The organism is Arthrobacter sp. MYb213, from assembly GCF_002979915.1.
Taxonomy (GTDB): domain Bacteria; phylum Actinomycetota; class Actinomycetes; order Actinomycetales; family Micrococcaceae; genus Glutamicibacter.
This window is the reverse complement of sequence record NZ_PCQA01000005.1, coordinates 170,157-193,600: the sequence shown is the minus strand read 5'-3', so window position 1 is coordinate 193,600 and position 23,444 is coordinate 170,157. Positions and strand designations below refer to the sequence as shown.

The window sequence follows — 23,444 nt, the reverse complement described above, 5'->3', positions numbered from 1 at the left end:
CGAATCGCTTCGTGTGTACGCCGCATCTTGTCATCTAGTGAGAAACCTTTCGGTCTGACGGGACTTTAGCGTCCCGCCATATCCTCACCATAGACGGCTAATTGACCTAATAGGTTAAGTCCAAGCATCGTTTTTGGAAACGATCGGCACTTAGCGCCTCAGCGCGGTTTTATGCGCCGAACCGGCGCTGGCGATCGGCAAAATCACGCAGTGCACGTAAGAAGTCGACACGACGGAAATCCGGCCAGAGAGCCTCACAGAAATAAAACTCCGAGTAGGCACTTTGCCACGTGAGGAAGCCACTCAGACGTTGCTCACCACTGGTACGAATCACCAGATCCGGATCCGGCTGTCCCTTGGTGTACAAGTAGGATTCGAGCTCTTCGATACACAGCGAATCACTGACGGTCTCCAATGACCGCCCATGTTCGGAAGCATCACGCAGCAAGGACTTAATCGCATCGATAATTTCACGTCGTCCACCATAACCAATGGCCACGTTGACGTGGACTCCGGTCCGTTGTGCGGTACTTGTTTCTAGCGCGGCAAGTTTCGCTGCCAGATCCGCTGGCAACACATCTAACGCACCGACCTGTTGCACCTTCACCTGGTTCGTTTCGCCCAATCGATCCAGCGTGTTGCCGATGACCTCCAACAAATCACGCAGCTCGCTGGGTTCGCGGTTGAGGTTGTCGGTAGAAAGCATGTAGAGGGTGACGACCTTGATGCCTAGGTCCTCACACCATTCGAGGAACTCAAGGATCTTATCCGCGCCGGCCTGATGGCCGGCCATGGTGGGGCTACCTGCTAGTTTCGCCCAGCGGCGATTACCATCAACCATGACACCAATGTGGTGGGGTAGCTTGTCACCGGGTAACGACTTCGCTAGGCGCCGTTCATAGAAACGGTACACAAGAGAGGGAAGACGCACCGGGTTCCTCGCTTTCGCACACGTTCAAAAGTTTTCTTGAAACTAAATCTATCGTGTTTCCCCCACAACACCGTGCAGCCAAGCATCCGTAACTACGGCTTATTTACCTGCCAACAAAGTCAGCAACGATGAAACATCGTGCACCGGAAGATTACACAGCGCCAACCGACAAGGCTGAATTTCTAGGCCTTGCGCGCCGGAAGCGGGCTGCGCCAAGCTTCGGACTTCGATCCCCAGTCCCCGGCATAGGCTTCGCAAATGCTGGCACTCGGCTGCGCTTGCACCGTTTAACTTCACATAATGAACCGCCGAGTCGAGTACCGACTGCACCTCAAGTGCGGTCGCTATCTGGGTGGGAGCTTGACCGGCGAGCGCCACACCATGAGCGCTAAGCCGGTGTGCCAGGTCAAATTTTTCCTGACCCGAATCATCAAAATTCTCGTCTGCCATCCGCTGGATAGCTAGCCTACTCAACGCCTTGGCGTAGAGCGCCGCGGCAGCAGGAATCGCGTCGTCGAGTACCGTCACCGGGGCAATCTGTGAGCGTTGTTTACTCAAGCGGTCATCAAGGGCCAAGGCGTCGCGAGGAATCCCGGTCTCCAGATCGATGAAGCGTGCGGTTTTTTCGATCAGCAGGCTGGCGCGTTCTTGCCACACGCTGTACTGCGGGCTCTGGGTCAGCGCTAAGAACCCGAGGGTAAGCCCGGCATAGTCTTCTAAGGTTCCCTCATTATTTGCCGTGCGTTGACCGGCAAAGCTCACGCGCGCCAACGTTTGGCTCTGCGCATCCCAGTGCACCTCCCATAAAGTGGTGGCCACCTGTTCGGCTAGCTGGGCAAGCTGTGGTTCATCGAGTAGTTCTCCGGCTTCGGCGAGCGCCTCAATGGCAAGCCCGTTCCATCCGGCGATGATCTTCTCATCGCGTCCCGGGCTTGGTCTGGTGGCTCGCACGGTGTGCAGTTCGGCTCTGAAGGCATCCCAAATTTGGGTCTCAGCGTCACCCGGTACCCGGGTCAACGAGACGTGATAATAGCCAGGGTCTTCAGCTATGCCTGCGAGTCGCACCATGTCTGTGGGCAGTTCAACTCCTGCACGGCGTACTGCTTCGAGGCATTCTTCTCTGGTGAACGTATAGGCTGCTCCTTCGACGCTCGTCGTGCCGCGCAGCGAGTCTGCGTCTAGCGATGCGGCAAAAGCCCGGTGGGGTGCACCTGCTTCGGCGGTTAATAGGTCGTTACTCAAGAAGCTCGCCGTATCCAGTGCTGCTTGGCGGGCTAACTGCGCCAGCTGTGTGGCTCGCTGCGCCTGCTGGGGATGCTGAAGCGCATACTGTGTTGCGAAGACCGCGGTACGCGCGCATAAAGAAAGTAAACCGGCGTTGTCATAGAGCATTTTTTCAAAGTGTGGGATCGTCCAATTTTCATCCACACAATAGCGGGCAAACCCGCCGGAGAGATGATCTCGTAGACCGCCAAGCAGTATCGCTTCTAGGCTTGTCGCCAGAGGTTCAAAGGCTTCGGCACCAAGTTCGTCGTCTAGGAGCACCGTGCGCCACATGGTCTTCAGTGCCCAGGTAGCTGGGAACTTTGGTGCAGGGGTGAAGCCGCCTTCGGCTTTACTCGTTGCGATCCAGTGACGGCTGGCCTGTTGTAGCGCCTCGGCAACCGTGGAGTCAGTGCTCATCGTCAACAGGGCGCCTTGCCGTGACCCAAGTTCAGCGAGGTGATCAGCGAGCAGCTGGGCTTGCTCTTCGAGTCCTTCTCGGTGTTCTTCCCATCCTTGATGGACCGCGTCTACTAATTGGGTGAAGGACGGAATTTTTCCGCGCGGCTCACTTGGATAGTAGGTGCCCGTATGGAAAGCACGTCCGTCGGGCATCGCGAAGATTGTCATGGGCCATCCTCCGGCCCCCGTTAGTGCCTGGGTTGCCATCATGTAGGTGTCGTCGACCAGCGGGTGTTCTTCGCGGTCTACCTTGATGGAAATAAAGTTTTCGTTGAGTTTTTGGGCGATCTTCGGGTCATCAAAAGATTCATGGCTCATCACGTGGCACCAGTGGCAGGCCGCGTAACCAATAGAAAGCATCACCGGCACGTCGCGTAGGCGGGCCTGTTCGAAGGCTTCATCCCCATAGGGCCACCAGTCAACCTCTTGATGCGAGTGCTGGCGAAGGTAGGCGCTGGAGCTATTGGCGATTCGTTGTCCCATGACGCCATTCTGCCTCACCACGAGTCCATGGTGTCCTTCCTCACCTCGGATTCGGCCGAAGGCTGAGCGAATTGCTGCGTCGCGCGGCAAAAGAAAAGGCCTCAAGCTGCCCTTCCACATAGTGGCGGGTCAGCATGAGGCCTACTCCAGGCTCTGTAGCCTAGCTGTCTTCGGAGGTCTTCGGATCCACTGGATTTCTAGGCTCTTGAACTGGTTGGTTCTCGCCCTTGAGCATCAGCTCATTTTGCTTGGATTCGGCTTCCGAGGCGTAACGGACACGACGGACGCGGCGCACCATGTCACGAATCAGGAAGATCACTGCCAGTGCCAGAAACGCGGTGAACACGAAGCCGAGGAAGCCCGGGCCATAACCGTTCTCGTCCAGCGCTTCGTTCTGCACATTGGTACTCGCAACCATCATGGTCGCGTAAATCGCATTCACGGTGTGGGGACAACTCTTTTCTGGAACTAGTTGGTACTTGGTTCTATCTTAGTCCGGCAAACAGATCAGTTTCAGGCAGTTCTGTAGCAACCTTCGACGAAATCAGCGTGTAATCCTCCCACGGCCATGACTCGGCATAAATATGTTCTGGCACCGCGAAGAAGAAACCCTCCGGGTCAATCTGCGTTCGGTGCGCTAAGAGTGCCTGATCGCGCAACGTGAAATAATCTGCGCAGTGCACCTGAGTGGTCGTGGTGTGTGGCGAAACCCACTTGAACATTTCGTTCTCTTCGTCATCTTCCCACTTTGCGACGCGCTCGGTGTACGGGGATTCGTAACCACCTTCCAACATCGCATAGTGCAGGGTACGCAAACGATCCGAGGAGAACGCACGGTCATAGTAGAGCTTGTCGACTTCCCAAGGCTCCCCCAGCTCGGGATACAACTGTGCGTTGCCGGCCTGCTCGAAGGCGAAGGCCGAGACCTTGTGGCAGTGAATATGATCTGGGTGTGGGTAGCCACCGTTTTCGTCATAGGTGGTAATGACGTGTGGACGGAACTCACGAATCAATTTGATGATGCCTGCCGCGGCGATTTCTACCGGCTGCAAGGCAAAGGCACCAAATGGGAGTTCTGGCAGCGGGTCACCTTCGGGCAGGCCCGAGTCGACATATCCCAGCCAACGGTGCTTGACGCCCAAGACCGAGGCGGCTTCAGCCATTTCGGTGCGGCGTACCCCCGGTAGATCACGGTGCGCGTGCGCGAGTTCGCCAACGGCAGCGTTCAGGATGTCACCGCGTTCGCCACCGGTGCAGCTGACAACCATCACCTCTGCGCCGGCATCAACATAGGCGGCCATGGTGGCAGCACCCTTGGATGACTCGTCATCTGGGTGGGCATGAATCGCCATGAGACGCAGCCCCTGGGACGGCGCTAACTTCTTCACGTCGTGAATCTCCACGTAAACTCTTCCTTCTGCACTGTGAACAGGCCGGCATGCCGATATGGCATGCCATCAATGACAACTCTCACGTAGCCCTACGTTATTCCCTGAAGGCCCGACCGGTAGACTAGAGACACCTCATAGTCGGCGGCAGAGAGTAGTACAGGGTAAGCAATGTCTGATCCAAGCTTAACGGCTCGATACAACAACCCCAACAAGCGCCCGCTGACTAAGCGCACACGTAACTTGCTCATCGGTGGCGCCTTGACCGTTGGAGTCGTCGGAGCGGCCTGGGTTGGCTTTGGTAATTTTAGTGCCATCAGCGCCCAAGACATCAATTTCTCGGTGCAATCCTCCTCGCAAGCCACAGCGGTCATCGAGGTCGAATATAACTCCAAGCACCGTCTGCAATGCGATGTTCGCGCGATGAATGAGTCAAAGGCCACCGTCGGCTTTAATACCGTCCTGCTTGAGCCAACCGACCCCGGCGTGCTGACCACCAAACGTCTGACGGTTCCGATGCACACCGATAATCTTGCGGTAACGGCCGGCGTTGAGTCTTGTTACAAGGTACCGAACGAGTTCACCAAGTAATAAAGCAGACAATCTTCAACCCCAGAGCTGAACGCATTGGGATTATTTCCCAATCGCGACTATTATCGTGGGAAAGTACGTTTCACCCCGCATCGGTTTGTGCGCCCAGTTGAAGATCAATTGGAACAGGAGCCTAGCGGGGTCTTTGCTTGCATCCGCCGAAATTCGACAGATCACTAATTCGTACCGAATCTGATTTCTTCAACGCCACCGCATGGTGGCGTTTGGCTTTACCGCCCAACGTGGACGGTACACAGAAGAAATCCCTGACAGACCAAAGGAAGTACAACGTGAGCACCAACAGCAACGAACCTGTCGTGTGGCTGACTCAGGAGGCCTTCGACCGCCTTCAGACTGAACTGACCTTCCTCTCCGGTCCAGGTCGCACCGAAATTGTCGCCCGCATCGAGCAGGCACGTTCGGAGGGTGACCTCAAGGAGAACGGTGGCTACCACGCTGCTCGTGAGGAGCAAGGCAAGGCCGAGGCCCGTATCTTGTACCTGAAGGATCTACTGCGCCGCGCCCACGTTGGCGAAGCGCCTGCAGATGACGGAGTCGTCGAGCCAGGCATGTTGGTAGTTGCCACCATCGCCGGCGATGAGACCACCTTCTTGTTTGGTTCCCGCGAGGTTGCTGGCGACAGCGACCTAGAGGTTTACTCCGAGCAGTCCCCTATCGGTCAGGCCGTTCATGGCAAGAAGGTTGGCGACAAGCTGACTTACACCGCGCCTAACGGACGCGATATCGCCGTGGAAATTGTTTCCGCGACACCTTTCGAGGGCTAATTCTCCTCGTATTAAATTAGTGGCTCGACACCTCCGAGGTGTCGAGCCACTTTTTTACGCTTATTTTGTGCCGTTAGGCGACCGAACCGCCGGCACTATTGGTGATGTGCGGGTCAAAGCCCTCGGCTCGCAGGTTATCCAGGACCTGCTCAGAGTGCTTATGCCCCTTGGTTTCCAGATCGATGGTGATGGCTACGTCTCCCATGGATAGTGAGCCACCGATCCGCGTGTGGTCCAAACGAGTCACGTTGGCGTCGGACTCGGCGATGACCCGGGAAATGGTGGCCAGTGCGCCGGGGCGATCTGGCAGCATGATGCGCACGGTGAGGAAACGTCCAGCGGCGTTCAAACCACGCTGGATCACCTTGAGCATCAGCAGTGGATCGATATTACCGCCGGAGAGAATCACCGCGGTGGTGGCCGGGTCGATTCCATGCTCCTGCAAGCGTCCTTCTAAGAGCGCTGCAACTCCCACGGCTCCAGCTGGCTCCACGACGAGCTTATTGCGCTCCAGCAGTACTACCAGCGCTTGGGCAAGCGCGTCCTCGGAGACAGTCACGACCTCGTCGACAAGTTCTTTGATGATCGCGAAGGGCAGCTGGCCTGGCTTACCAACTGCGATACCGTCGGCAATGGTGTGCACGGTATCCAATGGAACCAGCGCATCGGCGGCCAAGGATGGCGGGTAGGCTGCGGCGTTTTCGGCCTGCACCCCCACCACCTTGATTTCGCGGCCAAGTTGGCGGGCCTTTTCCTTGATCGCAATGGCAACACCGGCGAGTAAACCGCCGCCGCCGACACCCATCAGTACGGTTTGAACCTGCGGAAGTTGTTCGAGGATCTCTAAGCCAATGGTGCCCTGACCGGCAATGATGTCCGGGTGGTCAAAGGGATGCACAAACACGGCGCCAGTTTCATCGGCAAATTTTTGCGCCTCGGCCAAGGCCTCATCGACCGTGTCACCATGCAATACCACCTGCGCTCCGTGGTCTTCGGTGGCCGCCAGCTTAGGCAACGCGACACCGCGGGGCATGTAAATGCGTGCCTTGATTCCTAAATGTGATGCCGCCTGAGCCACACCTTGGGCGTGGTTACCCGCCGAAGCGGCTACCACGCCTCGGGCGCGCTCTTCGTCGCTAAGTTTGGCCATGCGTACGTACGCGCCACGAATCTTGAAGGATCCCGCACGCTGCAGATTCTCGCACTTCAAGAATACTTCCGCTCCGGCGTGCAGGGAGAGCACTCGGGAGTGTTCAATGGGGGTGCGGGCGATAACCGGCTCGAGCACCTTCGCGGCTTGTTCGATATCTGCCAATGTCACAGGTAGTTCGGGCTTGTTACTCATCTATCTAGTCCTCAGTTGCGATGTGCTCTGGGCGCTCACGCGCCGGCGAAAGTTCGGGGGATTTTTCGGTGGATGGCTCCGGAGGGGCGTGAGGGTCTTCACCAACCCCATATTGATCGCGGACGAACGGGTCATCGTCCCATCCGCGTCGAGCCAGATATTTCACCACCGCATTTAATACGGCCATAATTGGTACCGCGAAAAGTGCTCCGGGAATGCCTGCGACCATGGTGCCTCCGGCGACAGCCAAGACAACCGCTAGCGGGTGCAGGCTTACTGCTTTACCCATAATCAGCGGTTGCAGGATATTTGATTCGGCTTGCTGTACCAGCAAAACTACGCCGAGCATGATCAGCGCATTGACCCAGCCGTTGGCTACCAACGCCAGCAGGACGGCCAGTGCACCGGTTACCAGTGCACCAATAATTGGAATGAAGGAACCGACAAAAACAATGATTCCCAACGGCATGGCCAAAGGTACGCCTAGGAAGAAGGCGCCAAAGCCAATGCCGACCGCATCAATAAATGCCACCAACAGCTGCACTCTGACATAACTGACCAATGCGGACCAGCCACGGGTCATTGCGCCGTCCATGGCCGGTCGCGCACGGCGTGGCAGGAGGTTGATCAGGAAAAGTCCAATCTTCCGTCCGTCGAGAAGCAGGAAGATCAAGGTAAACAGCGCCAACAATACGCCGGTAAGGATCTGGCCTAAGGCCGAGCCCCAGCTAATGGCTTCGCTCAGGATATTTGTCGCGTTGGAACGCAGTTCACGCAGCGCATCGTCAAAGACGTTTTGCAGGTCGGCGTTGGTAAGTTGCAAGGGGCCTGTGAAGAGCCACGTTTGTATCTGTTCCACACCGACAATTGCTTGATTCCAAAGGGCAGCAAATCCGGCGGTAAGGCGTTGCCCTGCCATCGACAATCCACTAATCACCAGTGCCAAGAATGCAATGACGGTGATTGCTACAGAAAGTACCCGTGGCAGCGCCAGTTTGCGGTTCAGCACGTTGACGACAGGTGAAAGTAAGCCACTGATTAGCGCGGCAATCATCACCGGGATGAGCAGCAAGGAAAGCTTTGAGAGCAACCAGACGAGCACACCCACGGCGGCAACCACCACCAGGAAACGCCAGGACCACCAGGCCGCCAAACGCATCCCATAGGGCGTATCTTCGGCCTCGTGGAAATCTAGGTTCGCCGATACAGGGGCCGGGTCGCCAGCTGTTTTAGCTGGTAACACCACGCGAAACCGTCGCAATCGCGACAGTCGATTACTCTTCATCCCTCTAAGTTACCGTGACTTTGACACCCAACCGGGATCCATGTCGGAATTGTGACATAAAAAATAGAACCAGTGCCCGTATTGGGCACTGGTTCTAGAAATTTATTTCAATATGCTTATTCGTCGCCACGTAGAATAGCCAGAATGCGCAGAATCTCCAGGTACAGCCAGACTAGGGTCATGGTCAGGCCGAAAGCACCGCGCCAAGCCATGATGGCTGGGGCTCCCTGGCGGGACAGCTCCTCGATCATGGTGAAGTCTGAAACGAGCGCGTAGGTAGCCAGTAGTACCGCGATAACACCAATAACTAGCCCAAAGACGCCGCTTCGCATGCCGAACATGCCATCGACGGTGCCGGTCATCATCATGACCATATTGGCCAGCGAGAAGACAACCATACCGATCATCGCGATCATGAACATCTTGTTCAGTTTCGGCGTCATCCGGTATTTACCCGAGCGGTACAGTGCCAGGGTTACGCCGGCGACACAGAAGGTCGCGACGACTGCCTGGATCGCAATGCCGTCGTACATCCTCTCCAGGACCCCGGACAGTCCACCGAGGAACAGGCCTTCGGCTGCCGCGTAAAGAAGGATCAGAGCCGGTGATGGCTTTTTCTTGAAGACGTTTACTAGACCAAGGACAAAGCCGATGAGTGCGCCTGGCAACATCAAAGCTGGTACGGCCCAACCTACGGCGGCACCTACAACAACCAGAGCCAAGCACAGGATGGTCTTGTTGATGGTGTCACCAATGGTCATGCGACCGGTGTCTTGGCTGTTGGCCGATGGCTGCTGGTACATTCCCTGCAACTGATCGGCGCTCAGGTTGCCGGATTCGTGGAATCCGACCGGGCTGCCTGCATTGGAGCCAGTGCCCCAGCTTGCAGACTGGTTCTTGGAACCGAAGATCGGGTTACCGCTCAACCTAAATTCCCCCATAAGTCGTGAGTTCAAGTGCAGAGAGTTCTTCTGCTTTGTATAAATGATCTTATTGGGGTTTGCTGTGAATCGACTCAGCCATAGGGATGATATCGGTATATTTCAAGCGAATTATGCCTAGAGCGTGCCAGCGAATAAGGCTCGAAAGAAATCCTGCACGCTTGTGCTGATCAAGAGTCTATGCCGAGCAAAACAAAAGACCGCTACACCCCCGATAATTCAGGGTTGTAGCGGTCTTTTCACAAGTGCCCCCAGTGGGACTCGAACCCACAAGCCTTTCGGCAGCTGATTTTAAGTCAGCCGTGTATGCCAATTCCACCATGAGGGCAAGACTCTAAAATCTTACGCGATAACTTCGCATTTTCGGAAATTACCGCACCGCTTGGTGCCACAGGAGCTGGAATTTTTTCCAGCTCCCGTGGCCAGCGATCGTCGATCAGCGAAACTTACTTAGCGGCTGGAGCCTTTTTTGGCTTAGCCGACTCTTCGAAAACCGCACGTGGGGTCTCTAGGTTGTTCAGCTGCAGTGCGTCGCGCGAGAAGAACCACGCAACCATCCAGTCGCCTACGACGCGGAATTTGCGTTCGAAGGTTGGCATGGCCATACCGTGGTAACCGCGGTGAGCCATCCATGCTGGCCAGCCCTTGAGCTTCAGGCCAACAACCTTCGCCACGCCCTTGTTGCGACCAAAGCCTGCAACTGCGCCGAGGTTCTTGTGCTTGTATTCCTTGATGGTGCCCACACCGTAACGCGAAGCGTAGAGGTTTTTCGCCAGCAACTTCGCCTGGCGTACCGCGTGCTGTGCGTTTGGAACGCAGGTACCGTCCGGCAGGCCGCCGGTGACGTCCTTGACGGCCGAGATGTCGCCGGCAGCCCATGCGCCTTCCAGCGGGTTACCGTTCTCGTCCTTGATACGCAGATCGGTGCGGGTCTCGATGCGACCGCGCTGCTCAATAGGGAAGTCGGTGGAGCGAACCATTGGGTTCGCCATCACACCGGCACACCAGATCAAGGTGTCAGAACCAAAGGTTCCTGCTGGGGACTTGTCAGCCATGTTGATGAGCTGCAGGACACCGTCGGTGGCATCTGCCAACGAGGTGTTGAGCAGAACCTCAATACCGCGGCTGCGCAAGTGGTCAACAACCCACAACGCCTGCTCTTCGGTAACTTCTGGCATGATGCGGCCCATGGCCTCAACAAGAACGAAGCGTGCTTCCTTCTCATCGATGCGATCGTTGAGCTTGATCAGGTGACGAGCCATGTCTTCGAGCTCGGCGATGGTCTCGATGCCGGCGAAGCCGCCACCGACTACAACGAAGGTCAGGGCACGCTTGCGCGCTACCGGATCAGTCATGTTTGAGGCGGACTCGATGCGCTCTGCAACCTGGTTGCGCAGCGCTACGGCCTCTTCGATGGTCTTCAGGCCGATACCGGCGTCGCCTAGTCCCGGAATCGGGAAGGTACGAGTGATCGCACCTGCAGACATCACAATATCGGTGTACTCCAGCTCGAATTCTTCGCCGCTCACAGGAGCGACGAGTGCCTTCTTTGCTGCGTGGTCAATGCTCAACACTCGACCGTTAACCAGTTCGGAGTGCTTCAGGTGCGCACGGTGGGAAACCACCACGTGGCGCGGTTCAATCTGGCCACCTGCAACTTCTGGCAGGAATGGCTGGTAAGTCATATATGGGTTCGGGTCTACGACGGTGACAATGCCACCGTGATCCTTGACCTTCTTCTGCAACTTCATCGCGACGTAAAGGCCAACATAGCCACCGCCAACGACAAGAATGCGCGGACGCTTCTGGGAGCTTTCGATGATCGACATATTCCTTATTCTACGCGGGTTTTCGGAGTTAGTGAAAACATTCACTAACTTTTTGTGTTGGCTTCGTCTCCAGCCAAGTACGCGGTCTGCACGCGGTCCGGCCCTAGCTACTTTTAACTCTTCAACCACACGAGGTTTTCTGCTGAGTTCGGCTCCTGCGCACCACCGTTTTCACAGCAGTTAACGCATTATGGCGACAGATAAACAAGGGATATGCCTTCGTTTATCTGCCGCCACAACGTTGCGTCAACTATTTTTCGTCTTCGGGAATCTCGTCGAAGAAATCACGCCCATCGTTTGGTTCATCCACCGGGAGTGTACTCACCGCGGCAAGTTCAACCTCACGAATTTTTTTCTGCCGGCGCGCACTAACCCCTATTTGAGTTCCGCCGAGCAGAAGCGCGAGCAGCAGCAACACCCCGCCGCCAACAACGATTACCGGTTGCAAGACGGGGGTCGAATCGTCAGGAAGGATGGGTTTTGGTGCGGCCACTGGGTTGAGTGTGGACTTCTCCATCGAGACACCCGGATCCGGGGCCTCGGTGGTGCTGTCGACATTACGACGGTGAATTCGAATCCATTCAGTAATGGTATTCAACGGGTTTTCTTTGGCCACCGGCACATTTGCGGTCACCGCTGCGTGGGCATCAATAATTCCGTAGCCATACAGATTATCCACGCCCGGTGCTCCGGTATCCCTAGCGGTCTGCAAGATTCGGTTGATCACCTGCGGGGCCTTCATCTGTGGATGCTCCGCACGAATCAAAGCTGCCACTCCGGCGACAAGCGGAGCTGCACCAGATGTTCCTGACCAGCGTGCATAACCACCGCCTGGCAAACCACCTACAAGTTGTTCAGCCGGAGCGGCGACACCGATGGAGATCCCCTCGGTGGAGGAATCTTTCGAAGCCTTGCCCGACTCATCAACACCGGCCACGGTCAACACACCGGGGATTGTTGCCGGAGCGCCAACCTGGCTCATTCCACCGGAGCGGTTACCGGCGGCGGCCACGATCACCACGTCCTTATCTTCGGCGTATTTGAACGCGTCATCCCAGCTCTCGGGCCAGGCCGGCGAGGTAGATCCTAGAGACATATTGATCACCTTGGCACCGGAATCAACCGCCCAACGCACTGCCTTAGGAATCTGTTCTTCCACCGGGATGCCCGAGGGGTTTTCCCCGCCCATCCACAAAGACACAGAAAGCAGTTCCGCCTCCGGAGCCACTCCAAGCACCCCATCACTACCTGCGCGCAGAATAGGGATCTTTTCGTATTCGGGTTCCTCGGGGACCTCTACTTTTTCTTCGTCGTCTTTTTTGTCTTTATTTTCGTCTTCGGCGTGTTTCTTCGCCTTTTCCCAAGCGGTTTTTAATCGTTCGTTCTCGGATTTAACCCGTTCGATTTCTTGCTTGTTATTTCCCCGGCCACCCAGCAGCGTAGCTACCAGCGTGCCGTGTTCGCTCATCACGCCGATCGGTTTGTCACCTTGTGGTCCGCCGGAACCGGACATATCGGCGCCACCGGTGACCGCACCCTTCAGATCCGGGTGGCTGGTATCGATGCCAGTGTCAATGATGGCGACTTTAACGCCCTTGCCCTTAGTCACCTTGTGCGCGTCGCTAATACCGCGTGCTTTGAGCCAGTATTCACTACTGCGAATGTCGTCTGCATGAGCCGGAACGGCACCAACAAAGGTCGCGCTGATCAGCAATGCCGCGAGCACGGCGGCCATCCAGGTCCGCGCCGCAACGGGCTTACCGGTTCTCATGTAACCCACAATCATCTCCTCGCAAGGGGCTCCGGCACACCTAGCCGATAAGGCAAAGTGTTGCAGTTGACTAGTTGCTCGCGGCCGAAGCCGCAATTCCATCGAGAATATCGTGTTCTGAAGCAATCAACGTCATTGGGCGCTGCGCGCTAGTTCGTTCAAGGTAATCCAGTATGCGTTCCACGATTATCGCTCCCGCCTGAATCACATCGACGCGTCCAGGATGCATGAATCCTAGGGCTTGGCGCTCTTCGCGGTTATAGGAGAGCATCTGCGTGGTTGCTCGACGCATGTCGCTAAAGCTAAGTTCGGCCCCGTGAATGGCAGCCGAGTCATAAGCGGTAAGTCCCAAGGCCTGCGCGGTCAGCGTGGTAAATGTCCCCGCCACCACAATCACCGCGTCAACTTCTGACACATCCACACGATTATCCAAAGTGGCCAGCGTCTGATCGATAAACTCGACCGCGTCACGACGCTGGGCGAAGCGTTCGGTCACTCGCACGCAACCCATATCCAGGGAGGTAGCCGCCAGCATTCCAGATCCGTCACCGAGCACAAACTCGGTCGATCCCCCACCAAGGTCGATGACGAGTACTTTGCCGTCTTTGCCTGCGCGTACCGAGGCAGCACCGGTGAATGAAAGATTTGCTTCCTCATCTCCGGTGATCACCTCCGGGGTGACACCTAACAGGTCGGTGACGGTGGAAAGGAAAACATCACGATTTGACGCGTCACGCGCGGCACTTGTCGCAGCAAAACGAATCTGCTGGACCGCATGCTCATCACATAGTGCCTTGTATTCACGAACCGCTGCAAAGGTACGTTCCAGAGCCTCGGGGGCAAAGCCGCCGGTCGCATCCACATCTTGGCCCAGGCGTACTATGCGCATGGTACGAAACACATCGCTTAGCTTCACGCCACTGTCGGTTTCCACAGCGTCGGCGATCAGCAGACGGATGGAGTTGGTGCCGCAATCAATTCCCGCGACGCGCATTAGGCCTGATCCGCTTCGTTGGCTTCACGCTCTGCACGCTTCCGCGCACGTTCGGCCCGCTTGACCGAAGGGTCAACCTTTTCCTGAGTCTTCACATGGCGTGAACGATCCTGGCTTGGTGCCTGGCCGGTAGTCTCCCACGCACCTTCACAGAAGCATTTGTCTTTGGTCCACCACTCGGCGATCTGCGCGATCGCTTCATCCCCTAAGGGGTTAACACCTTCGCCGGCGGCCAGCGAATGGCCCACCAGCACGTGCAAACATTTAACGCGAGTAGGCATACCGCCAGCGGAGACGCCGGTGATCTCCGGGACCTCACCGGTACCGGAGCGCGCGCCGATGGCGTCACGGTTCGCCAGGTAAGCCTCATGGGCCAACACGTACTCGGCAGCCAACGCGGTGTCATCCCCGAGGCGTTCGTTCATCGTGCCCATCAGTCCCGCGGCTTCCAGCCGAGACACAGCGGCGGTAATCACCGGGTGCGTCAGGTAGTACGTGGTGGGGAACGGAATACCACTAGAAAGTCGTGGTGCCGTGGTCGCCACCAGGGGGTTGCCACACACGCAGCGTGCACCAATCTCCACCACATCACGCACCGGACGGTTGAGTTGGCGGCTGAGCGTGTCTAGATCCTGTTCGCTCGGAACTCGTCCGGCGGCGTCGAGGGCTTCGCGGATGGGCTTATCAGTCAAGTTTTTGTCTTTTCGCGTCGTGTGGTTCGGCTTGAGTATGTTTGCTTATTAGTCAGTCGCTGAGCGATGTACCGAATCAAGCAGCGCATCTACCCAAGGAAGATCTGCGCGCACCTCATAGGTGCTGCCGTTAGGTGTTGCGCTAGCTTCCTCGGTAGGAAGTTGACCAACAACCTTGTAAAGCTTTTCTCCGGGCATAACCAAGTTTATCCGCTCACGAGCCTGTTGCTTGATGTACAACGGATCATCCCAGCGCGCGATCTCTGCCTTCAGCTCGTCGCGCTGTGCCTCTTTATCACTGATCGAGGCTCGCAGTTCACTAATCTCGGTCATCTGGGTCCGGTAAAAATTCACCGTAGGTACCAACATCACGGCAAAAAATGCGAGTACCACTAGTAGCGCAGCCACACGTCCGGAAAAACGGTGGGCCGCTACCGGAGCTCCGGCCGGAGTCTGCTGTGTGGCCTGCGCCTTCTCCCCCGGTTTGCGGCGCACCGCTGCGGAGAACTTCACACGGTCATCACGACGGCGTTCGTTTTGTTTCTCTTTAGCGCGCTCCCGCAAAGGAGTTTTCGACTTATTTTCCTGAGCGCCCTGGCTTTTGGCCGTACTACTGCGCGAACCGGCTTTGGGCGCGCCAAAAGAAGGTGTTCGCGATGCTTTGCGCTCTTCGGAAGGCAACTGCCGAACCCGGCGTGCGCTAGGGGTGCTCGGCGACGGCGTTGGCACAATGTGCAACGCGTCGGTGCTTGGATCGGCTTCGTGGGCTCCGCGTGGGGCCTGCGGCTTGTGACCTGCCGATTCGTGGCCCTGTGGATCCGTGTGCGTCGCAGCCACCTCAGGTGGCTGATCACCTGTAGGGGTATTTCGTCGCGGCATACGCGGTGGTCGCTGCGCCATACTCCCCCATTCAAACTCGTACTTCCAACGGTATCTTCATTAAATAACGAAAAGCTCGTCGGTATCCACTACCGACGAGCTTATGCGTTTTACCTGAATATTAGCTGTTGAAACGCGGGAACGCGCTGGTTCCTGCGTAAACTGCTGCCTCGCCCAGGTCCTCTTCGATACGTAGCAGCTGGTTGTACTTTGCTACGCGCTCGCTTCGGGCCGGAGCACCGGTCTTGATCTGACCTGCGTTGGTTGCCACGCAGATCTCCGCGATGGTGACATCCTCGGTCTCGCCCGAACGGTGCGAGGTGATCGTGGTGTAACCGGCGCGCTGGGCCATCGAGATGGCGTCCAAGGTTTCGGTCAGGGTGCCGATCTGGTTAACCTTCACCAGCAGCGAGTTCGCGGTGTCGGACTTGATGCCCTGCGCCAAACGCACTGGGTTGGTGACGAACAAGTCATCTCCGACCAGCTGAACCTTGTCACCAATGTTGTCGGTGAGGGTCTTCCAACCTTCCCAGTCGTTCTCATCGAGTGGATCTTCGATGGAAACCAGTGGGAAGTCTGCAACGAGCTGAGCGTAGTAATCGCTCATCTGCTGAGCGCTGCGAGCTTCGCCCTCGAACTGGTAGGCGCCGTTCTCGTAGAACTCCGAGGAAGCAACGTCCAACGCCAGAGCGATGTCCTTGCCCGGGGTGTACCCGGCGCGCTTGATGGCTTCGGTGATCAGTTCCAGTGCCGCACGGTTGCTTGGCAGGTTCGGCGCGAAGCCGCCCTCGTCGCCCAAACCGGTGGACAGGTTCTTTTCCTGCAGTACGGCCTTGAGGTTGTGGTAAACCTCAACGCCCCAGCGCAGACCCTCGGAGAACGTTTCCGCACCCAGTGGGGCGATCATGAATTCCTGGATGTCCACATCGGAGTCGGCATGGGAGCCACCGTTGAGGATGTTCATCAGTGGCACCGGCAGTACGTGTGCGTTCGGGCCGCCCAGGTACTTGAACAGTGGCAGGTTGGCGCTGGCGGCTGCAGCGTTGGCCACGGCCAGGGAAACACCCAAGATGGCGTTGGCGCCGAGCTTTGACTTATTCTCGGTACCGTCCAACTCGATCATTGCCTGGTCGATGGAGCGCTGGTCGGTGGCGTCAAGGCCTTCCAACTCGTCGGCGATCTCTTCGATGACCGATGCAACAGCGCCCAACACGCCCTTGCCTAGGTAACGCTTCTTGTCCCCGTCGCGACGTTCCGCGGCTTCGAACTGGCCGGTGGATGCACCGGATGGAACCGCGGCGCGGCCGTGGGCACCATCGGTGAGTAGAACCTCGACCTCAACGGTCGGATTTCCGCGGGAATCGAGAATTTCGCGCGCGTGAATGGCGTCAATCAATGCCATGAGTAAGGACTCCTTGTATAAAGGGGTTGTCTAAGGGCTGGTCGATCCAGCGGTCCGATCGACCGTTGGCACCATTGCCTGCTCCTAGCCTAGCGCGTCACACCTTGTTAGGGCGACGTTGTTTCGTTCTTCATCCCTGCATATTTTTTCGTCAAGGCATCACGCAGCACCGATTCGGCGTCTAACCCCAGCTCTTCGGCGCGGGCAGACAAGGCCAGTAATTCTGCGCCAAGACCCTGCTCATCGTGCACCCGGGCACGCATTTGCTCGGTGGCCTCGGGAAGATTTGTGGCACCTGCACGGTGGTGGCGATCCAATAACTTTTGTGACAAGGTCAGCGCGGGAAGACCTGCAGGAAGCCCTGCATTCTTTCGTTTTGGCGCCCCGGCACGTTCGGCTTGTTTCGCCGCATCCCAAATGCGAATAATCTGCGCAACATCTTCGGTGATTACCGGCTCGAGATTTCCCTGAGCATCAAAGACGTGGCGGTTACGCCGCAAAAGTTTGTCGGCCAGGGCTTTAGCTACGTCCTGTAGACCGAAGTTTTCCTGCTCTTTTGCGATTTGTGCATGCAATAAAATCTGGAAGAGCAAGTCTCCAAGTTCCTCGCACAACAGTTGCGGATCCTTCGCTCCGATAGCGTCGAGCACCTCATAGGATTCCTCAACTAAATAGGTGCGCAGCGACTCGTGAGTCAACGCGCCGGTCCAGGCACAGCGTTCTCGCAGGGTTTCAATAATCCCGATGAGCCGGTCTAGTTCGCTCTCACTTCGCATAAAGACAAGCTAATCACATCATGAGCCCAGCCCCGGCAGGCCATCGATGCTCAAAGAATTCTTCTGCTCGCGATATTCTTTCAGCCCCGCTTCGCCCTTTTTCTGCGCCCAGAGATCCATGGTGTCGCGTTCACCGGTCAGCTCCATTTGTGGAACACCCCAGCCGCAAGAGTCACTGATCCGAGTCACTTCTACCTCGATGACAGCGCGGGTACCCAAGTTTGTGGGGTGCAAGGCAACTACTTGGTCAAATACTTGATCACCCGGAACGTGTACCGTTCCCTGACCATGTAGCCGAACAATGCGTGGCCGTTGCTCGAAGGAGTTAAACATCAGGCAGATCCGACCGTTTTCGCGCAGGTGCGCAATCGTTTCTACGCCGCTTCCGGTGTAGTCCACCCAGGCGACCCGGTTGGGTCCCAAAATCGAAAAGGAATCCAAACCCCGTGGTGACATATTCACATGCCCTTGGGCGGAAAGTGGCGCGGTGGCCACAAACCACATTGGCTGTTGCCCGATCCAAGCCTTCAGGTTCTCGTCGATTTCCTCGTATATTTTACCCACGCTATGAGCATAGTTGACGTAGAAACCTAAGGTGCGAGGTCATCCCAGTCAAAAGCGGTGACTGTGTGATTTGCCCAGTCTTGGCGCAACATGGTGTATGCCACCGAGGCGAGGTATCGCCCATCACTGGTCGGCCACGCCATCCGATAATGCGCTTCCTTCACAAACCCGGCACGCAAGAACGTCTTTCTCATGGCGATGTTGTCCTCCCTCGTCTGACCTTCAAATCGCAACACCTGAGGCATAGTCTGAAAAACTAGATCACAAAGCGCGCGAAGGACTTTTAACCCAAGTCCCTTACCCCGCTGATCTTCGGCCAACCGCAGATCAAACACTGGAGAGTCTTCATCTTGCAGGTCTTCCAAGGCGACCATTCCCACTCGGCGGCCATCGTTATTGATCCAGTAGCCTTGGGTATCTTCGTTCCAGAAGCGTCCCGCAACAACTTTTGCTCTGGTACCCGGCTCCTGTGCCGCGGGCTGAACATGAAAGGGGAATGAGTTGGATACCAAGAAGGCGACGACTTCGTCGGTATCAGTTTCGTTCATGACGACAAAAGTGATGGGCATGAGTCGACCTTATCTGCTTGAGCTCAAACCGTGCCTGAAAAATGCACCAAGGCAGTCAGCCAAGGGCCGTGCTCACGTTCTTGCGCTTGTTTCAAGGAACGGCGAAGGCAGGGGTGAGCAGCCATCATTGCTCAGCTGAAAAAGGCTCACAGAACATCATTACTTCTCGCCGGTGGTATTCGAAGTTAAACGCTGACAACGATAAATCCACGACGGTGTTCGCAAAAGTTATATTTCCATCCCTGATGCAGGTCGTTAAAAACCAACAAGGGCCACCGTAAAGGTGACCCTTGTGATCAAAAGATGCGTCGAGAATTAGATCTCTTCGTATTCCTCGTCGTCATCATCATCGTCGTCTTCGTCGAGCAAGTCGGCGTAGTAATCGTTGATGTATTCAACCAGCAGTTCACGCATTTCCAACGGTACGAAGGCAGCCTCGGCTGCGTTCAATGTCAGATCCAGCAGGTCTTCGAGGTCATAGTCGAAGGCTTCGACCAGCAGTTCGAACTCGTCGGACAGGCTGGTGCCACTCATCAGACGGTTATCCGGGGAGATCGTGACGTTAAAACCGGTCTGCACCAGCAGGTCGATCGGGTGGGATTCAATTCCCTCGCCGAAGGAGGCGGTAGCACCGGTCTGCAGGTTGGACGATGGGCAGATCTCCAGTGGAATTCCACGTTCACGAACCCAGTTGGCCACTGGGCCCAAGGCAACCAGTCCGGTGTCCTGATCCAGGGTTTCCCCGTCATCATCAACGCCACCGAATTCAATTTCGATATCTTCGGCAACGCGTACGCCATGGCCCAAACGGGTGGCACGGCCAGCCAAGATCGCGTCCTTGATCGAGTCTAGGCCGGCGCCTTCGCCAGCGTGCACGGTCGTCGGGAAGAGGTTTTCCGCTAGCAGGTCGAAGGCTTCCTTCATCCGCGAGGCCGGGAATCCTTCTTCGGGCCCGGCGATGTCGAACCCGACAACACCATGTCCACGGTGACGCAAGGCTAGCTGTGCGATTTCCAGACCGCGGTCAGCCTGGCGCATGGCAGAGATGACCTGACCCACCTGAATTGGGTGGCCCTCGTTGTTGAGCGCCTCTACGGCCTGCTCCATGCCTTCTTGTACGGCATCAACGACGTCGTCCAGGCTCAGACCTTCGCGTAGGTGTTGTTCTGGTGCGTAGCGTACTTCGCCGTAGATCACGCCGTCGGCGGCGAGGTCCTCTACGAATTCGCGAGCCACACGGATCAACGCGTCACGCGTCTGCATAACCGCAAGGGTGTGTTCGAAGGTCTCTAAGTAGCGTGGCAATGAACCGGAGTCAGCCGATTCATGGAACCAGTCAGCCAAGGCTTCAGCCTCGGTGGCAGGTAGCTCATGGCCGACCTCCGCCGACAACTCGATGATGGTTTGCGGGCGCAAGCCACCGTCTAGGTGGTCATGTAGCGAAACTTTGGGCAGATCCCGGAAGTCGAACTCGGGATCATAGGCAAGATGAATCATTTCTTCAGTCACAGGTCGAGCCTAGTCGTATTTTGTCCGCACAGATAGTTCTAATGGGTAAAGATCTGCGAGCCTGTATGTGACCATCGTCAAGCTAGCAGGTTAACCCTGCTTATGCTCCGGCGGAACAAGTTCCAATACCCCGGTCGATTGCACGGTATCGGCCTTTTGCGGACGCTTACCGTACTTTTTCAACACACGATTAACCAGCAAATCAATGAGGTAACCCAAGACCACGGCGATCACTACTGAGGCGATGATTCCGACCAGTTTGTTGTGTGCCAGCCAGTTTCCCGCCAGCGCTCCGATACCTACCGAATAGGCACCCCAGGTGATACAGCCGATCATGTCGAAGAGCGTGAACCGGCGGTGGCTGAAGCCGGTAGCCCCGGCGGTCAGATTCACCGCCACCCGGCCAATGGGGATATATCTTGCGGTGAAGATCAAAAGTGCGCCGGAGGTTTCAAGCTTTCGTGCGGAGAACCGCAGCACCCGCTGGGCTCTGGCACCGCGCATCCAAAGGAATCCCTTCGCACCCAGTTTGCGCCCGATGAAGAAGGTGATTTGGTCGCCCAGAATTGCTCCGGTGATGCCGAGCAACGCGACGAGGAACAAGTTGGGCGTCCCGGTGCTGATGCCCACGGCAGCAAGCGAGACGAGAAAAGATTCGGAAGGCACTATCGGGAAGAAAGCATCAACCATGCAGAATAAGAACAGCAACGGCAAAACCCACCACGCACTTGCAGCCTGCGTGATTGCCTCGTTGATCAGTTCCATTAATCTTTACTTCTTCCCCGAGCATGCGCGTGTGCGCCGATTATCCATTCTCACTCGAGGATTGGTGCCTTGGCATCCAACCTTCGTCGTATTGTGGAATTTCTTGAGACACACCTCCCGGCGGACTCACCTATTGAACGATTGACTATGGCATTTTGGTTCCCGCGAGTTTGCTGGGAGTTACTGGTGAGCATCATTTTGAGTTCCCTGGATGAAGTTACTCGCCCTGGCTAGCACTTCTCAAGTCGAAGCTCTGGGATAAAAATGCTGACACGACAAACCTCGCAAGTTTCTAGATATGCAACGTTAGCTGTCTTAGCTGTTTGGAACAGGTCAGCGGACAGAAAAAACCGGCGACAGCAGGGAATCAACTTCACTGCTGTCGCCGGATATAAAACAAGTCAAAGTGACTTCGACCTAATTCAACAAAATTATTTTGCTGCGATCCGACCCAAGATCAGTCGGGTATCTGCACGGTCGGTATCCGAGCCGATCAGGATCGCTTTTTCCACCAGTTCGATAGCACGCGGGAACTTCTCCGGGGTATCGGTGAGCAAGGTGGCGATTGGCTGTCCGCGGCGCACCAGGGCGCCTGGCTTCACGTGCAAGCGCACGCCGGCTCCTGCCTGCACCGAGTCTTCCTTGCGCGCACGCCCAGCACCCAGGCTCCAGGCAGCCAGACCAATATCCATGGCGTCGAGCTTTAACAACGCACCTTCCGCCTGCGCGTATACGGTGTGCGATTCCTTGGCCACCGGCAACTTCGCATCCGGGTCGCCACCCTGAGCGATGATCATCTGACGCCAACGGTCCATGGCCTGTCCATTATTGAGCGCGCCGCGCACGTCCACGTCGGTGATCCCGGCTCCTGCCAGCATCTCGGTGGCCAAGGCGACGGTCAGCTCGATCACGTCTTCCGGTCCCCCGCCGGCGAGCACCTCCACGGATTCATCTACCTCGATCGCGTTACCGGCGGTCAAGCCCAGTGGGGTGTCCATATTTGTCAGCAGCGCCACGGTATTCACCCCGGCGTCCGTACCTAGGTAGACCATCGTTTCGGCCAGCTCGCGAGCCATGGCCTCGTCCTTCATAAATGCGCCGGAACCGACCTTCACATCCAAGATCAGCGTCCCGGTGCCCTCGGCGATCTTCTTGCTCATAATCGAGGAAGCAATCAATGGCAACGAATCTACCGTCGCGGTCACATCACGCAGTGCATAGAGTTTTTTATCGGCCGGAGCCAGCCCAGTTCCGGCCGCGCAAATGACCGCTCCAGCACCGGAAAGCTGAGCAAACATTTCCTCGTTGGATAGCGCCGCGCGCCAGCCCGGGATCGCTTCGAGCTTGTCCAGGGTGCCGCCGGTGTGGCCCAGTCCGCGGCCCGAAAGCTGCGGAACGGCAACACCAAAGCTGGCGACCAGGGGTGCCAGGGGCAAGGTGATCTTGTCCCCTACCCCACCGGTGGAGTGCTTGTCGGTGGTAGCCAAGATTTTCCCGGTGGCATCCTTGAGCCCGGAGAAATCCATGCGCTCACCGGAGTTAATCATCGCGTGGGTCCAGCGCGAGATTTCCTTGCGGTTCATACCTTGGAAAAAAATCGCCATATTCAGCGCGGACATTTGTTCTTCGGCGATGGCCCCGCGGGTGTAGGCGTCGATGGTCCAGTCGATCATCTCATCGCTGAGGATTCCGCCATCGCGTTTGGTACGAATGATGTCAACGGTGCTGAATGCTTCGGTAGCCACTTTCGGCTCCTTACTGGTGAAAATCGTCGGTGTTTGAGACCGTTGGGAAACTACTGCTTACAGTGAAATGTCGTTGGGTCCAAAGGCATAGGGCAATAACTGCTCCATGCTCAGTACCCCGGTATCGGTTTGTACTTCCATACCCGGCGCGCGATGTTCAAAGAGCAGCTGACGGCAGCGGCCACAAGGGGTGATCAGCGCAACCGCACCATCTTCGAGCTGGCCCAAGCACAAAAAGTATTGAAGTTTCCCGCCGCCACCGGCAAATAGTTCACCGACCATGGCACATTCAGCGCACAGGGTCACCCCATATGCGGCGTTTTCAATATTGCAACCGGAGATCAACCGTCCCTCGGTGGTCAGTGCCGCGGCGCCGACCCGGAACTTCGAGTAGGGTGCGTACGCCTTGGACAGCGCCGCCGCGGCCGCAGCTTCAAGCTGCGACCACGGCGCGGTGTTGTTTTCCATGAGAATT

General features: G+C 56.7%; 22 protein-coding genes and 1 tRNA gene. 2 read left to right on the top strand and 21 right to left on the bottom strand.

What is annotated here, in order from left to right; translation table 11 throughout:
• Window positions 1-169 precede the first annotated feature (169 nt).
• The 4 genes from CQ011_RS13315 to mca all read right to left on the bottom strand — a co-directional run bounded on the left by CQ011_RS13315 (window position 170) and on the right by mca (window position 4,491).
• On the bottom strand, window positions 170-931 hold the full coding sequence (locus CQ011_RS13315) for an isoprenyl transferase (protein WP_105678203.1): 762 nt from the start codon (window positions 929-931) through the stop codon (window positions 170-172).
• Window positions 932-1,030: 99 nt separating this feature from the next.
• Window positions 1,031-3,139: a thioredoxin domain-containing protein gene (locus CQ011_RS13310; protein WP_181148121.1), complete on the bottom strand. Its 2,109-nt coding sequence runs from the start codon at window positions 3,137-3,139 to the stop codon at window positions 1,031-1,033.
• Between the two features lie 160 nt (window positions 3,140-3,299).
• Window positions 3,300-3,581, bottom strand: coding sequence for a hypothetical protein (locus CQ011_RS13305; RefSeq protein WP_105678201.1), 282 nt, complete (start codon window positions 3,579-3,581; stop codon window positions 3,300-3,302).
• A 43-nt stretch (window positions 3,582-3,624) separates the two neighbouring features.
• Window positions 3,625-4,491, bottom strand: coding sequence for a mycothiol conjugate amidase Mca (gene mca, locus CQ011_RS13300; protein ID WP_105678295.1), 867 nt, complete (start codon window positions 4,489-4,491; stop codon window positions 3,625-3,627).
• A gap of 207 nt (window positions 4,492-4,698) precedes the next feature.
• Between mca and CQ011_RS13295 the strand changes: the two genes are divergently transcribed.
• Both CQ011_RS13295 and greA read left to right on the top strand, forming a co-directional pair.
• Window positions 4,699-5,118: a DUF4307 domain-containing protein gene (locus CQ011_RS13295; RefSeq protein WP_105678200.1), complete on the top strand. Its 420-nt coding sequence runs from the start codon at window positions 4,699-4,701 to the stop codon at window positions 5,116-5,118.
• Between the two features lie 290 nt (window positions 5,119-5,408).
• Window positions 5,409-5,903 carry a transcription elongation factor GreA gene (greA, locus tag CQ011_RS13290; RefSeq protein ID WP_105678199.1) on the top strand — a complete coding sequence of 165 codons (495 nt, stop codon included), beginning with the start codon at window positions 5,409-5,411 and terminating at the stop codon, window positions 5,901-5,903.
• Window positions 5,904-5,976: 73 nt separating this feature from the next.
• Here greA and ilvA read toward each other — a convergent pair whose 3' ends face one another.
• From ilvA to CQ011_RS13205, 17 genes are all read right to left on the bottom strand, one after another.
• Window positions 5,977-7,248 carry a threonine ammonia-lyase gene (ilvA, locus tag CQ011_RS13285; protein ID WP_105678198.1) on the bottom strand — a complete coding sequence of 424 codons (1,272 nt, stop codon included), beginning with the start codon at window positions 7,246-7,248 and terminating at the stop codon, window positions 5,977-5,979.
• A 4-nt stretch (window positions 7,249-7,252) separates the two neighbouring features.
• A complete protein-coding gene (locus CQ011_RS13280; protein ID WP_286161195.1) occupies window positions 7,253-8,494 on the bottom strand; it encodes an AI-2E family transporter in 1,242 nt (413 codons plus the stop codon).
• A gap of 155 nt (window positions 8,495-8,649) precedes the next feature.
• A complete protein-coding gene (locus CQ011_RS13275) occupies window positions 8,650-9,474 on the bottom strand; it encodes a Bax inhibitor-1/YccA family protein (protein WP_105678196.1) in 825 nt (274 codons plus the stop codon).
• Between the two features lie 246 nt (window positions 9,475-9,720).
• A tRNA-Leu gene (locus CQ011_RS13270) sits at window positions 9,721-9,802 on the bottom strand.
• Between the two features lie 118 nt (window positions 9,803-9,920).
• Window positions 9,921-11,303, bottom strand: coding sequence for an NAD(P)/FAD-dependent oxidoreductase (locus CQ011_RS13265; protein ID WP_105678195.1), 1,383 nt, complete (start codon window positions 11,301-11,303; stop codon window positions 9,921-9,923).
• A 250-nt stretch (window positions 11,304-11,553) separates the two neighbouring features.
• Entirely contained in the window at window positions 11,554-13,074 is a 1,521-nt protein-coding gene (locus tag CQ011_RS13260; protein WP_105678294.1) for a S8 family serine peptidase, read from the bottom strand.
• A gap of 70 nt (window positions 13,075-13,144) precedes the next feature.
• Entirely contained in the window at window positions 13,145-14,068 is a 924-nt protein-coding gene (locus CQ011_RS13255; RefSeq protein ID WP_105678194.1) for a Ppx/GppA phosphatase family protein, read from the bottom strand.
• The gene (locus tag CQ011_RS13250) at window positions 14,068-14,760 is read right to left on the bottom strand and encodes a DUF501 domain-containing protein (protein WP_105678193.1); all 693 of its coding nucleotides are present in this window, start codon (window positions 14,758-14,760) and stop codon (window positions 14,068-14,070) included. Before CQ011_RS13250 ends, CQ011_RS13255 begins: the two co-directional genes overlap by 1 nt.
• Window positions 14,761-14,808: 48 nt before the next feature.
• The gene (locus CQ011_RS13245) at window positions 14,809-15,660 is read right to left on the bottom strand and encodes a septum formation initiator family protein (RefSeq protein ID WP_105678192.1); all 852 of its coding nucleotides are present in this window, start codon (window positions 15,658-15,660) and stop codon (window positions 14,809-14,811) included.
• Window positions 15,661-15,760: 100 nt separating this feature from the next.
• A complete protein-coding gene (gene eno, locus CQ011_RS13240; protein WP_105678191.1) occupies window positions 15,761-17,041 on the bottom strand; it encodes a phosphopyruvate hydratase in 1,281 nt (426 codons plus the stop codon).
• Between the two features lie 107 nt (window positions 17,042-17,148).
• Window positions 17,149-17,817 (bottom strand): MazG nucleotide pyrophosphohydrolase domain-containing protein, encoded by a 669-nt coding sequence (locus CQ011_RS13235; protein ID WP_105678190.1) that lies wholly within the window; start codon window positions 17,815-17,817, stop codon window positions 17,149-17,151.
• Window positions 17,818-17,835: 18 nt separating this feature from the next.
• Window positions 17,836-18,381, bottom strand: a complete 546-nt coding sequence (locus CQ011_RS13230) for a pyridoxamine 5'-phosphate oxidase family protein (RefSeq protein WP_105678189.1) — start codon at window positions 18,379-18,381, stop codon at window positions 17,836-17,838.
• Window positions 18,382-18,407: 26 nt separating this feature from the next.
• The gene (locus CQ011_RS13225; RefSeq protein ID WP_105678188.1) at window positions 18,408-18,950 is read right to left on the bottom strand and encodes a GNAT family N-acetyltransferase; all 543 of its coding nucleotides are present in this window, start codon (window positions 18,948-18,950) and stop codon (window positions 18,408-18,410) included.
• A 315-nt stretch (window positions 18,951-19,265) separates the two neighbouring features.
• Window positions 19,266-20,447, bottom strand: a complete 1,182-nt coding sequence (locus CQ011_RS13220) for an adenosine deaminase (RefSeq protein ID WP_502692888.1) — start codon at window positions 20,445-20,447, stop codon at window positions 19,266-19,268.
• A 102-nt stretch (window positions 20,448-20,549) separates the two neighbouring features.
• The gene (locus CQ011_RS13215) at window positions 20,550-21,224 is read right to left on the bottom strand and encodes a DedA family protein (RefSeq protein WP_105678186.1); all 675 of its coding nucleotides are present in this window, start codon (window positions 21,222-21,224) and stop codon (window positions 20,550-20,552) included.
• 431 nt (window positions 21,225-21,655) lie between these two features.
• Window positions 21,656-22,969, bottom strand: coding sequence for a thymidine phosphorylase (locus CQ011_RS13210; protein WP_105678185.1), 1,314 nt, complete (start codon window positions 22,967-22,969; stop codon window positions 21,656-21,658).
• Window positions 22,970-23,026: 57 nt separating this feature from the next.
• The gene (locus CQ011_RS13205; RefSeq protein WP_105678184.1) at window positions 23,027-23,437 is read right to left on the bottom strand and encodes a cytidine deaminase; all 411 of its coding nucleotides are present in this window, start codon (window positions 23,435-23,437) and stop codon (window positions 23,027-23,029) included.
• Between the last annotated feature and the right edge of the window lie 7 nt (window positions 23,438-23,444).